The organism is Pseudomonas sp. Tav-5-1A (genome assembly GCF_055755055.1).
Genome location: NZ_CM146901.1, coordinates 4,553,281 through 4,565,471, shown reverse-complemented (window position 1 = coordinate 4,565,471; position 12,191 = coordinate 4,553,281). Strand labels below are relative to the sequence as shown.

Below are 12,191 nucleotides of genomic sequence, written 5' to 3'. Positions count from 1 at the left end.
GCTGGGCACAAGCTTAGGGATAGGGCAAAGTGTGCGTCTAACGATAAAAGGGCGCCTGCATGCGTAAAACGGACATTGTCGACCACGGCGAACCGACCGACGCTCGCGGCGTGGCTGCCGTGGCCCTGGACTTCGACGACGGCCACTGGGTGGCCACCCATCGCCACCACAACGCGCAGCTGCTCTACGCCACCCAGGGCGTGCTGGTGGTGGGCACCGCCGAGGGCCACTGGCTGGTGCCCAGCGACCGCGGGTTGTGGATACCGCCGGGGGTGGCGCACTGGACGCGCATGGTTGGCGCGGTGCGGGTGCGCACCCTGTACATCGAGCCTGCGCAGGTGCCCGCGCACCTGCCGGGCAGTTGCTGCGTGCTGGGGGTGCCGGCGCTGCTGCGCGAGCTGATCCTGGCGGCGGTGGCCATCCGCACCCCGCCGGCCGCGGATAGCCGCGATGGCCGGGTCATGGCGCTGATGCTCGATGAGCTGAACCAGCAGCAGCCGTTGCCGCTGCACCTGCCGCACCTGCGGCACCCGGCGTTGCAGCCGTTGAGCGAGCAGATTCTGCAGGGCCAGGGCCTGGAATTGGAACTCAACGACTGGGCCGGGCAGCTCGGCGTGAACCCCAAGACCTTGCAGCGCTGGTTCGTGCGCGACACCGGCATGACCTTCGGCAAATGGCGCCAGCAGGCGCGGCTGCTGACCGCCCTGCAGCGCCTGGCCCTGGGCCACAGCGTGCTGGAAGTGGCGCTGGAGGTCGGCTACAACACCCCCAGCGCTTTCAGCGCCATGTTCCGCCGGCAGTTCGGCGTGTCGCCCAGTGAGTGGTGACGCGGCCTGTGGCCTTACCCCTGCAACCGCGCCAGGCGCTCGACGATCGACGGCCGTTGTGCGCGCCACTCCTGGGCAGTGATCCCCAGCAGCATCACGTCCAGCCGCTCGCCGTCCTTGCACACGTGCTGGCGGCGCACGCCCTCCAGCACGAACCCGAACTTCTGGTGCAGGCGCACCACCGCCGGGTTGCTGGCCAGCACCTCGCAATTGAGCTTGGCCAGGCCCACCTCGTCGAACGCATGGTCCAGCAGCCAGCACTCGACCTGGCTGCCCAGCCCTTTGCCCTGCAGTTCGCTGTCCAGGTAAAACGCCCAGTCCGCACTGCGGTGCAGGGGGTTGATGGCGTTCAGCGACACCAGGCCACGGGGCACGTCGTCGACCATCACCACGAACACCGCCTGGCGGGCGTTGCCGGCCAGGCTGGCGAGCCAGGCCTGGTGTTCGTCCAGGCTGATCTCGTGGTCGGTGTACATGTACTTGCGCACCTGCGGTTGGTTGCGCAGTTGGCGCACGCGCTCCTGCACCTCGGCGCTGGTGGCGAGGATGGGCACGAAGGCAATCATGCCAGGTACTCCCGCGCCGCCTGCAGGATCTCGTCCGACAGCGGGTGGCCCTCGGTCGCCCGCGCCAGGGTGATGGCGCCGACCATTAGGGTGAACTCCATCAGCGCCGCGTGGCGGCGCTGCTCGGGCTGTTCCTGGCCCATCACCGCCTCGTAGTCGTCCAGCAACGCGCCGACGCCGTCGGTGTAGGCCTGGCGCAGCGGGCTGCCCTCGGGCTCGCGGCACACATCGCCGGCAAAGCCGACGGTGGGGCAGCCGTCGCCGGGGGCGTCGCGGTTGCTGTCGGCCAGGTAATGGTCGATCAGCACCCGGCGCGCGCCCTTGCGGTCGCGGGTCGGTTCGGTGCGCTCGGCCCAGCGTTGCACCGACTGTTCGAAGGCCTGGCGGCAGGCTTGGGCGGCGAGGGCTTCCTTGGACTCGAAATGGCCATAGAAGCCACCGTGGGTGAGGCCGGCGGCGCTCATTACGTCGGCCACGCTCAGGCCCTTGAGGCCGCGCTCGCGGAACAGGCGGGTGGCCACCTGCAGGATGATTTCACGGTTGCGTTCGGTTTGTTGGCGGGATACGCGGGGCATGATGATCTCGGCGTTGCTTGAACAGATAAGGGGCAGGTCATTGTTCGCGGGCGCGGCGCGCCGCGTAGGCCAGCAGGTGCGTGTAGGCCAGGCGCAGCACCGAGCGGTCCGGGGTCTCGACGTCTTCGGCCGGGCGCCGGCGCAGCAGGTCGCCCAGCACATGATCGGCCTCGGTGCCGTCGCCGCGCTCGACGTCGCGCAGCATCGAGGCGGTCAGCGCCGAGCCGGGCTCGGTCAGCACCTGCAGGAACGCCTCGCGCACCGGCTCGCGCGGCGGGTAGCCGGCGCGTCGGGCAATGGCCGAGCATTCCTCGAACAGGTCGCAGATCAGGTCTTCGCCGCCTGCGGCCACCACGTCGCCGACGCTGGCGCGCATCAGGCAGGTGATGCCGCCGCCGGTGGCGATGAACAGCCATTTCTCCCACATTTCCTGGGTGATGTCCGGGCTCAACTGGGCGGCAAAGCCGGCGTTGTCCAGCGCCTCGAACGCCGCCTGCACACGAGCGCCGTCCTGGCCCACGCGCGCACCGAACGCCAGGTCGTCGCGCTGGTTGAAGTGCACGATGGTGCCGTCGGCACGCTTGTCCAGCGACACGAAGCACTTGCCGCCCAGCACCTTGTCGGCACCGAAACGGGCGTCCAGCAGCTCCAGGTGGCGCATGCCGTTGAGCAGCGGCAGTATCAGGGTATCGGGGCCCACCGCCGGTGCGATGTCGGCCATGACGGCGTCCAGTTGCCCGGCCTTGCAGCTGAGCAGGATCAACGCGAACGGGCGGTCGATGTCCCGTGCCTGCACCCACGGCACCCGGGGCAGGTCAATGTCGCCCAGCGGGCTGCGCACGCGCAGGCCGTGTTCATCCAGTTGCTGGCCGCGCGCCGCGCGCACCAGGAAGGTGACGTCGCGCCCGGCCGCCAGCAGGCGCCCGCCAAAATAGCCGCCGACGGCACCGGCCCCCACGATCAAAATCCGCATGATCTAGTCACTCCTTTTCATTGAGGTCCAGGTGTAGGCATTAAAGCCCCCATAAAATATAGGCCGATCACCCTCGTTCGAATAGAGTGTGATCGACCTTTATTTTTTTGCCAGCGACGGGAACTTATGCCGGTCGCCAATTCACCCCTTCGATGCCAAATTTTTCTGCCAGCGGTTTGCTGGTCTTTTTCACTCGTTCGCGGCCGAAGCGGCCAATGCGGCCCACCCCGGCGTCACAACTTGCCCAATGCCACGCCTCACCGTTGTCCATGGTGTGCGCGCGGATGATGAACGATTTCGGTACGCCATGAAGCGTGTAGTCAATGACGTAGAGTTTTGCGCTGTTCATAAAACTGAAGTTCCTCCCTGTGACAGTTTTAGTGAGTCCAGGGTGGGGAAAAAATTCAGTCGGATTGTTGGACAGCCGGTCTATTCGCCACTGACCGTCCAGTGCACCGCATCCTTGGGGAACACCACCTGCTCCAGGCGGTGGGCGATGCCGCAGGTCAGCGAGTCGTCGGCGGCGATGACCTTCTCTTCGGCCGACAGGCATTTGAAGATATCCAGTTTCTGCTCGGCGTCTGCGGTCTCGTCCTTGAAGATAGTCACGTAGCGCTCCAGGTCGTTGTTGAGGCTGGAGAGGTATTCGCGCAGGCGCGAATGGTCCACCGAATTCTGGCTGAAGTACCAGTTCATGGGGTGGATGAGGAAACGTGATTGTGGCGCGGCGATGCGTTCGGTGCCGGCCAGGTAGACGATGATGCCCATGGACTCGATGTTGCCGGAGTTGATGGTGCGCACCGGAATGCCCAAGGACTTGATGAAGGTGTAGATGGTAAAACCGAAGTTGGTGCTGCCGCCCGAGGACGACATGTTCAGCCACAGCGACTCGGCGCCGGCCTTCAGCGCTTCAAGGCAGCGGTCACGCAGGCGTTCGTGGGTACTCTGGTCGATCTGGCAATGGAAATGAACAATGTGCTGGCTCACCGTCATGTCCTTGTCGTTGCGGGGTATGCAGGCCGGGGACGCTGCCCCGGCCCTGACTCAGCGATTAGCTGCGGCCGCCACCGTGGCTGCCTTGACCGCCTTTTTTGCTGCTATCGGGAGTTGCTTTGCTCCGGTCGTTTGGCATTTTGCCTGCAGTCGAGCCGGAAGATGCCTGTCCGCCTTTTTTGCCGGCTTCGGAGGCTTTTTCACGATCATTGGAGAAGTTTCCTGGGTTCGACTTGCCTGTGTTAGCCATGATTCTCTTCCTCTGTTTTATCGGATGTGCAAGGCCAGTGGCCCTGCATTAACTGTGAAAGGCAAAGCCGATAAAAGTTTATTGATTATAGAAAGGCGAGACGGGCGGTCTTAGTGTTTTTGGCTTGAATATTTAGTGCCAAAACGACTGTTGCGCCGCCCGTCTCCTGCATGGGCTGTCAGCACAGGCAGAACAACGCCACCTGCGGCTCATCGCTGATCCACTGGTGGCACACGCGCCAGCCGCCCAGCGCGGCCATCTCGGTGAAAGACTCGACGGTGAACTTGTGTGAGTTCTCGGTGTGCAGGCGCTCGCCCTCGGCAAAGTGGAAGGCCTGGCCGGCCACTTGCACCACTTGTTCGCGCTGGCTCACCAGGTGCATTTCCATGCGCTGCAATTCGGCGTTCCACAGCGCCAGGTGGCGGAAGTCGTCGATCACGAAGTTGCCGTTCAGCTCGCGGTTCATGCGCTTGAGCAGGTTGAGGTTGAACGCCGCGGTGACGCCGGCGGCATCGTCATAGGCGGCTTCCAGGATGGCCGGCTCCTTGACCATGTCCACGCCGACGATGAACCAGGCGTTGCGCCCCAGCAGCGTGTGCGCCGAACGCAGGAACTGCACCGCCTGCGGGCGGGTGAAGTTGCCGATGGTGGAGCCCGGGAAGAAGCCCACCCGTGGCTTGCCCTTCACCGCCTCCGGCAGGTGCAGGGCGCGGGTGAAGTCGTCCACCTGGGGCGCTATTTGCAGCTGCGGGTAGCGATCGCGCAGGTGGCTGGCGGCGTTGTCCAGGGCGTCCTGGCAGATGTCGATGGGCACGTAGACGCTGACCTGGGGCGCGGCGTCCAGCACCAGGCGGATCTTGTCGCAGGCACCGCTGCCGAACTCCACCAGCGCCGCGCCCTCGGGAATCACCGCACCGATCTGCGCCGCCACGTCGGTGAGCAGCCGGGTTTCGGCGCGCGTGGGGTAATACTCGGGGGTGGTGCAGATGGCCTCGAACAGCTGCGAGCCGGCGGCATCGTAGAAGTACTTGGGCGACAGGCTCTTGTGCGGCGCCGACAGGCCGGCGATCACGTCGCGGGCGAACTCGCTGTTGTGCAGGCCGTCCTGGCACACGTCGCGGGCCAGGCGCAGGCCGCAGAACATCCAGCGCAGGCCGGGGGTGAAGAAGTTGCGGTAGCTGGGCCGGCAGTGCTCGGGGCTGGTGATGCTGGCGCCCCCGCGCAGCACCATCTGGTTGACCATGAACTTGCCGTTGTACTCGCCCACCGCCGAGGGCGCCGGGTGGAAGCCGGGGTAGGGGCAGTAGGCGCTCTGGGTCCATTGCCAGGCCACGTCATCCACCTGCTCGAGCAGGCCGGTGGTGGCCGCCAGCTCCCATTCGGCCTCGGTGGGCAGGCGCGCCTCGGCCCAGGTGGCGAAGGCGCAGGCCTCGTAGTAGCTGATGTGGGTGACGGGGGCATCGGGGTCCACGGGCACCAGGCCAGCCAGGGTCATCACTTGCCAGTGCTCGCCGTCCCGTTGCCAATACAACGGTGCCTGCCAGTCCTGCTCGCGGGCCACGGCCCAGCCGTCGGACAGCCACAGGCCCACCGTGGCATAGCCGCCGGCGGCCATGAAGCGCAGCCATTGGCCGTTGGTCACTAGCCGGTCGCTGATCTCGAACGGCGCCAGGTACGCCTTGTGGCGCGGGCCTTCGTTGTCGAAGGCAAAGCCGTCGCCGTCGTGGCCGATGTCCACCAGGCCACCGTCCAGTGCCTTGAACTGGCCTTCGCGGCCGCCGGCATCGGCCGGCCAGGCCGGGTCGTAGGCAGGCTTGAGCGCCGAGAGGCTGAACAGGTGGAGGATGTCCATCAGCAGCAGTTCCTGGTGCTGCTGTTCATGGGCCAGGCCCAGGTCCACCAGGGCCAGGGTGGCGGCGTCCAGGTCCATGGCCAGCAGGCTGCCCATGTGCAGGTCTACGTATTGCCGGTACGCCATCACCTGGTCCAGCGCCGGGCGCGTCATCAGCCCGCGCTGGGGCCGCGGCTGGCGCGGCCCCACGGCCTCGTAGTAGGAGTTGAACAGGTAGACGAAGCTGGGATCGAACGGCCGGTATTCGGGCAGGTTGGGCACCAGCAGGAAGGTCTCGAAGAACCAGGTGATGTGCGCCAGGTGCCACTTGGTGGGGCTGGCGTCGGGCATCGACTGGGCCACCATGTCCTCCGGGGTCAACGGGCTGGCCAGGCGCTCGCTATGGCGGCGCACCTGGCGGTAGCGCTGCAGCCGCTCATCGGCCAGGGTGGGCAGGGTTTCCAGTGCGTGGCGTGGCATCAGGTTCATCAGTCAAGGCTCCGCGGCTGCGTCGATGGCGACGTGAGTTGGCGAGGTGACTGCCCGGCAAGCGGCCTACAGGCCCAGGGCATCGAGGGTCTTGGGGTCGGGCTGGCCGTCGAAAAAGGCCTCCAGCACCCGGTTGAACGGGCTGGGGTCGTCGGCAGCGTTGGCAAACAGGGTCATGCACGAGCGTAGCTTGAGGTCATCGGGCGGGGCGAAGATCTGCCCGACCGCTCGTCCTTTCAGCGCTGCCACGGCGGCGCTGGCCTGCAGCAGGCGCGGGCCCAGCAGCGGATGCTGCAGGTAGGCCAGCGCCTCGCCGGCGCCGCTGATGGCGAACTGGCGGGCCATGTCGGTGCGGCCCAGGCCCTGGATCTGCGGGAATATGAACCACATCCAGTGGGTGCGCTTCTGGCCGCCCTGCAGTTCGTGCAGGGCCTGCTCGAACACCGGGCGCTGGGCTTCGACGAAACGCTGGAGGTTGTAGGTGTCCATGGGGTTCACCGCGCAAGGGGCAGGTCTTCAGATGACCGTGGCGGTGGCGGTGAGTTCTAAATAGTTCGACGTGGGGCCCAGGACGCCGCCTGCGGCAGCTGCTACGTAGCAGCTGCCGCAGGCTGCGTCAGGCGACGCCGCGATTAAAGCGAAGGGCGCTGCGGCCGCTCATGCACCAACGCCAAGGTTGCGTCCAGCAGCTTCACCATCTCGTCGATGTCCTGGCGCATGTCCATGTGCTGGCGCGCCTCATCGTGCAATTCCAGGCGCAGCTTGAGCCGCGACAGCGGCGTGCGCAGGTCGTGGGACACCGCGCCCAGCAGGTAGCCGCGCTGGCGCAGTTGCTCGCGGATGCGCCACTGCATGCGGTTGAAGGTCTGGGTGGCCTGCCGGGCTTCCAGCAGGCCGTACTCCAGCACCGGCAGTGGCGGGCTGTCGAGGTCGTCGCTTAGGCGCTCGGCCGCGGCACTGAAGTGGCGGATGGGCCGCGACAACAGCTTGGAGCAGTACCAGGCCGCCACCACCAGGGTGCTGATCTGAATCACCAGCGGCACGATCGGCCCGTCGAAGGGTGTGCGCGGCGGGGGCGGCGGCAACGGCTCGTCCAGGTCCAGCTCGCGCAGCTCCATGGCGTGGAAGCGCGCGTCCTCCTGCTGCTTGCCATAGGCCTGGAACCACACGAACGCCAGGCAATGGGCGAGCACGATAGCAATCACCGAAATACCAAACAGGCGGGCAAACAGGGAGTTGGCGAAGCGCGGCAGACGAAAGCTGGACATGCGGGGGCTCTTGGGCCGGATAGATCCGAGCAGCCAGCATCGCGCCCGGTTGTGTCGCGTTGATTTCACGAATGTATCGGTGAGTGCGGCAGAAAACGGCCACTTGCCGCCGGCGTCCCTGTGCAGTGGGCATCTGGGCCATCAAGGTTGCGAATGAAGCGGCCAGTGCAGCGTGCGGCAACGGCGACGGGGCTTGCAGCCTGGCAGGTGTGGCAAACTGCCACGCCGAAAACCCCTCGCATTTGCGACCGTTGCTCAGCTAAGTCTTTGCTTCTCAAGCACAATCCCGGACAATCGCCCCCCCCTTTTATGGCCGGGGCGCTGCCTGCTTCATGTTTCATCCCGTCTCGGCCACGTATGAATAACCGGCAAGCGGAGATTCGACCGGATGAATGAACAGGCCAACAGCCTCGACCAACACTATGCGGCGCCACAAGCGACGCTGAGCCGTTGGAACCGTCACGACACAACCTGGATGCTGGGCCTGTTCGGCACGGCTATCGGCGCCGGAACCCTGTTCCTGCCGATCAACGCAGGCCTTGGCGGTTTCTGGCCCCTGCTGATCCTGGCCTTGCTGGCCTTCCCGATGACGTTCTATGCCCACCGCGGCCTCACTCGTTTCGTGCTGTCGGGGCGTGAAGGCGCCGACATCACCGACGTGGTGGAGGAGCATTTCGGCGCCAAGGCCGGGGCGCTGATCACCCTGCTGTATTTCTTCGCCATCTTCCCCATCCTGCTGATCTACAGCGTGGCGCTGACCAACACCGTGGGCAGCTTCATCGAGAACCAGTTGCACCAACAACCGCCACCACGTGCGCTGCTGGCGCTGGTGCTGATCGTCGGCCTGCTGGCCGTGGTGCGCTGCGGCGAGCGCTTCATCGTCAAGGCCATGAGCCTGATGGTGTACCCGTTCATCGTCGCGCTGTTGCTGCTGGCGCTGTTCCTGGTGCCGCACTGGACCGGTGGCATCCTCACCACCGCCAGCAACGTGCCGGAGCCGTCGGCCTTCCTGCACACCCTGTGGCTGGCGATTCCGGTGATGGTGTTCTCGTTCAACCATTCGCCGATCATCTCGGCCTTTGCCGTTGACCAGAAGCGCCGCTATGGCGCCAACGCCGAACAGCGCAGCTCGCAGATCCTGGCGCGCGCCCACGGCCTGATGGTGGTGATGGTGCTGTTCTTCGTGTTCAGCTGCGTGCTGACCCTGTCGCCCGAGCAACTGGCGGAAGCCAAGGCGCAGAACCTGTCGATCCTGTCGTACCTGGCCAACCACTTCAGCAACCCGACCATCGCCTTCGCCGCGCCGTTGATTGCCTTCGTGGCCATTGCCAAGTCGTTCCTGGGCCACTACATCGGTGCCAGCGAAGGCCTCAAGGGCCTGATCGTCAAGAGTGGCCGCCGCCCGGCCGCGAAGACCATGGACCGCCTGGTCGCCGCCTTCATGCTGGTGGTGTGCTGGCTGGTGGCAACCCTGAACCCGAGCATCCTGGGCATGATCGAGACCCTGGGTGGCCCGGTGATCGCCGCCATCCTGTTCCTGATGCCGATGTACGCCATCCGCCGCGTGCCGGCCATGCGCCAATACGCCGGCAAGCTGTCGAACCTGTTCGTGGTGATTGTCGGCCTGGTGGCCATCTCGGCGCTGGTCTACACCCTCTAAGCGCACACCCACCCGTAGCAGCCGCCGAAGGCTGCGTCCAGCCGTGACGCGGCCTGGCGGCCGCTGCTACGGGCAAGTGGGTTAGCGCAGCTGCAGCAGCCACCCTGGCTGCCGCAGCCCATCAAACAACCTTCCGTAGTCCGGGTGCAGCCGCGCCGGGGTGCGCGTGCGCCGGTATTCACCGGGCGCCACGCCCAGGTATTTGCGGAACGCCCGCGCCAGCTGCTGGCCGTCGCCCAGGCCGCCACGGCGGGCGATCTTGTCCACCGGCAGGTCGCTGTCCAGCAGCGCCTGGCGCGCCATGTCCAGGCGCAACAGCACCAGCAACCCATAGGGGGAACAGCCGCAGTCCTGGCGCAGCAGCCGGCGCAGGGTGCGCTCGCTGGTGTGCAGGTGGGCGGCCGCCTGGGCGATGTTCAGCGGCTGGTCCAGGCGCGGCAGCCACCAGCGGCACAGGCGCAAGGCCGGGCCGTCGCGGGCGGGGCCCTGGCGGTCATCCGCGCCGGGAGGGCAGGGCTGGCCGCGCACGGCGGCGCAGTGGTCGCGCAACAACAGCAGGGCCATGTCACTGGCGCTCATGCGTTCGCTGGTGGTGTAGAACGGGCCGTCGATCTGCAGGCTGCCGCGGGGCTGCACCTGCAACGTCGGGTAGCGCTGCCCCAGCAGGGCGACCAGGGCGCTGTGGGTGGTGACCTGGCGCCCGTCCAGCAGCCGCGCCGCCGCCAGCCAGAACACCCCCGCGCCCAGCGCCACCACCCGCCGCGCGCGCGGCTGCACCTGGCGCAGCCACTGCAGCAGCGGCGCCGACGGGCTGTCCAGAGTCTGCGCCGGACCGTGGGCGATGATCAGCGTGTCGGGTGCCGGCGGCAATTGTGCGTCCAGGGCCTGGGTCTGCACGCTGACCCAGGGCATGCCCGGCGAGCGCAGCGGCGCGCCATCCAGTGAATACACCCGCGCCCGCAGGCTGGCGCCGCGGCGCAGGCTGCAGCAGGGCCGCAGGTCCAGGGCGTGCAGGGTTTCCAGCAGCTTGATCACGTCCCCCACGTAGCAGCCCGGGTAGCTGAGGATGGCGATTTCGCGCACCACGGCGAGGCTGGCGCCAGGCGCGTTCGCACGCGGCGCGGGGGAGGGGGAGTGGGTGATGGTGTGCAAAAAAATCAAGCCCCGGCCAACTGTGCCGTTAATACCTTCAAGGCAGAAATATTTTCTGCGGCCGCGAAGAAATGTGGCCATTGGCTGTCATCTACGGGTCGCGCTTTTGGCGCCGACACGGGATATTGGCGCGCCGTCAAAACATAGACGTCAAAATATAGTCAGTTAGCTATAGAGGGTCAAGCCTTAAAGCTATGCATCTTGAGAGTTCAACCGCATGAAAATGGAGCCGTCGGCCGGCGCTACCTCCCTGGTGGATGCCAAAGGATTGACAGTGATCGAGGCCACGGGCGTGTCCCTGGACGATCTGGGTCAGAGAATCTCCGATATAGCTGAATCGCTAGGGGGCAAGCGCAACCTGGCGCGCCAGTCCGGCGTGCACGAGACCCAGCTGTACAAATACATTCGTGGCGGCAGTGCCCCCAGCCTGGCGGTGTGCGTGGCCATGGCGCGGGCGGCGGGGGTGAGCCTGGACTGGCTGATCGCCGGCCAGGCGCCGCTGCCTGCCAGTAACGACCACAGCGTGCTGGTGCAGCGCTACCCGGCGCAGGCCTGCGCCGCCGGCCTGCCGTGGCCGGGCAGCGTGGCGGCCATCGAACCTTTGGCCCTGGGCCGGGTCGAACTGCAGCAGCGCGGGCTGGCCGAACACCGCCTGCTGGCGGTGCAGGTGCCGCGTGGCCAGGGCTGCGCGCCGCTGGGCGAGGGCGGCACGGTGCTGATCGACCGGGGTGCGCCGGGGCTGGCCGGCGATGGCCTGTACCTGCTGGAACTGGGCGGCGTGGTGCGAGTGCAGCGCGTGCAGTTCCAGTGCGATGGCTCGCTCATGCTGCTGGCCATCAACGAGCAATTCCGCGACCTGCACCTGCCGCAGAAACGCCAGGCGGAACTGAGCGTCATCGGCCGGGTGGTGTGGATCTGCAGCTGGCAAGGCTGAATTGGCCGGATCTGCCGCGCTTGTGGCCGGATGTGCAACGGTTTGGCCGCCCCTGCAAAGGGCTCGACACGTAAGCTGAAAAAGGTCACCAGGCGGCATTCCAGACGCTTGGGACCCACACACTTACGCAACGCTTTTTGCAGGAAATTCCCCTAATGTTCGACTCCAAGTTCCTCAAGGCCGGGGCCGTCGCCCTGATCGGCCTGGGCATCGCCTTTGCCAACAACGCCAGCGCCTCCACCGCCACCGCCGACATGAGCGTCAGCGCCACTGTGGTCGCCTCCTGCTCGGTGTCCGCCGGTGCCCTGGCGTTCGGCTCCTACTCGGGCACCGCCGTCACCTCCAGCGCCGCCCTGTCGGTGACCTGCACCAACGACGCGCCTTACACCATCGCCCTGGGCGCGGGCAGCGGCACCGACGCCACCACCTCGGCACGCCTGCTGACCAACGCCTCGGACAGCAGCTCCACCCTGAGCTACGGCCTGTACCAGGACAGCAGCTACGCCACCAGCTGGGGCGACACCACTGGCACCGACACCCTGGCGGGCACCGGCACGGGCGCGGCGCAGGCCATCACCGTGTACGGCAAGATCGCTGCCGACCAGCTGACCGCCAGCACCGGCTCCTACTCCGACACCGTGGTTGTCACCGTCAACTACTGAGCCGTCAACGA

General features: G+C 66.5%; 13 protein-coding genes and 1 pseudogene. 4 read left to right on the top strand and 10 right to left on the bottom strand.

All coding sequences use genetic code 11. The features are described 5' to 3' along the window. The first annotated feature begins 59 nt into the window (after positions 1-59). On the top strand, positions 60-827 hold the full coding sequence (locus AC0J42_RS20645) for an AraC family transcriptional regulator (protein WP_473003474.1): 768 nt from the start codon (positions 60-62) through the stop codon (positions 825-827). Positions 828-841: 14 nt separating this feature from the next. On the opposite strand, the gene pseH is transcribed toward AC0J42_RS20645, so the two are convergent. From pseH to AC0J42_RS20600, 9 genes and pseudogenes are all read right to left on the bottom strand, one after another. Next, positions 842-1,393 carry a UDP-4-amino-4,6-dideoxy-N-acetyl-beta-L-altrosamine N-acetyltransferase gene (pseH, locus tag AC0J42_RS20640; RefSeq protein WP_473003472.1) on the bottom strand — a complete coding sequence of 184 codons (552 nt, stop codon included), beginning with the start codon at positions 1,391-1,393 and terminating at the stop codon, positions 842-844. Continuing rightward, positions 1,390-1,968 carry a TetR/AcrR family transcriptional regulator gene (locus AC0J42_RS20635; RefSeq protein ID WP_416425521.1) on the bottom strand — a complete coding sequence of 193 codons (579 nt, stop codon included), beginning with the start codon at positions 1,966-1,968 and terminating at the stop codon, positions 1,390-1,392. Before AC0J42_RS20635 ends, pseH begins: the two co-directional genes overlap by 4 nt. 37 nt (positions 1,969-2,005) lie before the next feature. After that, the gene (panE, locus tag AC0J42_RS20630; protein WP_473003470.1) at positions 2,006-2,941 is read right to left on the bottom strand and encodes a 2-dehydropantoate 2-reductase; all 936 of its coding nucleotides are present in this window, start codon (positions 2,939-2,941) and stop codon (positions 2,006-2,008) included. A gap of 124 nt (positions 2,942-3,065) precedes the next feature. Further along, complete coding sequence (locus AC0J42_RS20625; RefSeq protein WP_416425519.1) at positions 3,066-3,290, bottom strand: DUF6555 family protein; 225 nt, start codon at positions 3,288-3,290, stop codon at positions 3,066-3,068. Positions 3,291-3,370: 80 nt separating this feature from the next. Further along, positions 3,371-3,928, bottom strand: a complete 558-nt coding sequence (locus tag AC0J42_RS20620; RefSeq protein ID WP_416425518.1) for an ATP-dependent Clp protease proteolytic subunit — start codon at positions 3,926-3,928, stop codon at positions 3,371-3,373. Positions 3,929-3,992: 64 nt separating this feature from the next. After that, positions 3,993-4,184: a con-10 family general stress protein gene (locus tag AC0J42_RS20615; RefSeq protein WP_268140763.1), complete on the bottom strand. Its 192-nt coding sequence runs from the start codon at positions 4,182-4,184 to the stop codon at positions 3,993-3,995. A 178-nt stretch (positions 4,185-4,362) separates the two neighbouring features. After that, positions 4,363-6,504, bottom strand: a complete 2,142-nt coding sequence (gene egtB / locus AC0J42_RS20610) for an ergothioneine biosynthesis protein EgtB (protein WP_473003468.1) — start codon at positions 6,502-6,504, stop codon at positions 4,363-4,365. Between the two features lie 66 nt (positions 6,505-6,570). Then, entirely contained in the window at positions 6,571-6,993 is a 423-nt protein-coding gene (locus AC0J42_RS20605; protein WP_416425516.1) for a DUF1810 domain-containing protein, read from the bottom strand. A 164-nt stretch (positions 6,994-7,157) separates the two neighbouring features. After that, positions 7,158-7,772: pseudogene (locus tag AC0J42_RS20600) on the bottom strand (histidine kinase dimerization/phospho-acceptor domain-containing protein); the annotation flags it as partial. Between the two features lie 388 nt (positions 7,773-8,160). Here AC0J42_RS20600 and AC0J42_RS20595 point away from each other — a divergent pair. Next, positions 8,161-9,432, top strand: coding sequence for a serine/threonine transporter (locus AC0J42_RS20595; RefSeq protein ID WP_416425514.1), 1,272 nt, complete (start codon positions 8,161-8,163; stop codon positions 9,430-9,432). Between the two features lie 81 nt (positions 9,433-9,513). Here the strand turns inward: AC0J42_RS20595 and AC0J42_RS20590 are convergent, their stop codons facing one another. After that, entirely contained in the window at positions 9,514-10,593 is a 1,080-nt protein-coding gene (locus AC0J42_RS20590) for a GlxA family transcriptional regulator (RefSeq protein ID WP_473003466.1), read from the bottom strand. Positions 10,594-10,801: 208 nt separating this feature from the next. Here AC0J42_RS20590 and AC0J42_RS20585 point away from each other — a divergent pair, with 208 nt between their 5' ends. Both AC0J42_RS20585 and AC0J42_RS20580 read left to right on the top strand, forming a co-directional pair. Then, positions 10,802-11,518 carry a LexA family transcriptional regulator gene (locus AC0J42_RS20585; RefSeq protein ID WP_473003465.1) on the top strand — a complete coding sequence of 239 codons (717 nt, stop codon included), beginning with the start codon at positions 10,802-10,804 and terminating at the stop codon, positions 11,516-11,518. 155 nt (positions 11,519-11,673) lie between these two features. Then, on the top strand, positions 11,674-12,180 hold the full coding sequence (locus AC0J42_RS20580; RefSeq protein ID WP_473003463.1) for a Csu type fimbrial protein: 507 nt from the start codon (positions 11,674-11,676) through the stop codon (positions 12,178-12,180). The last annotated feature ends 11 nt before the right edge of the window (positions 12,181-12,191 follow it).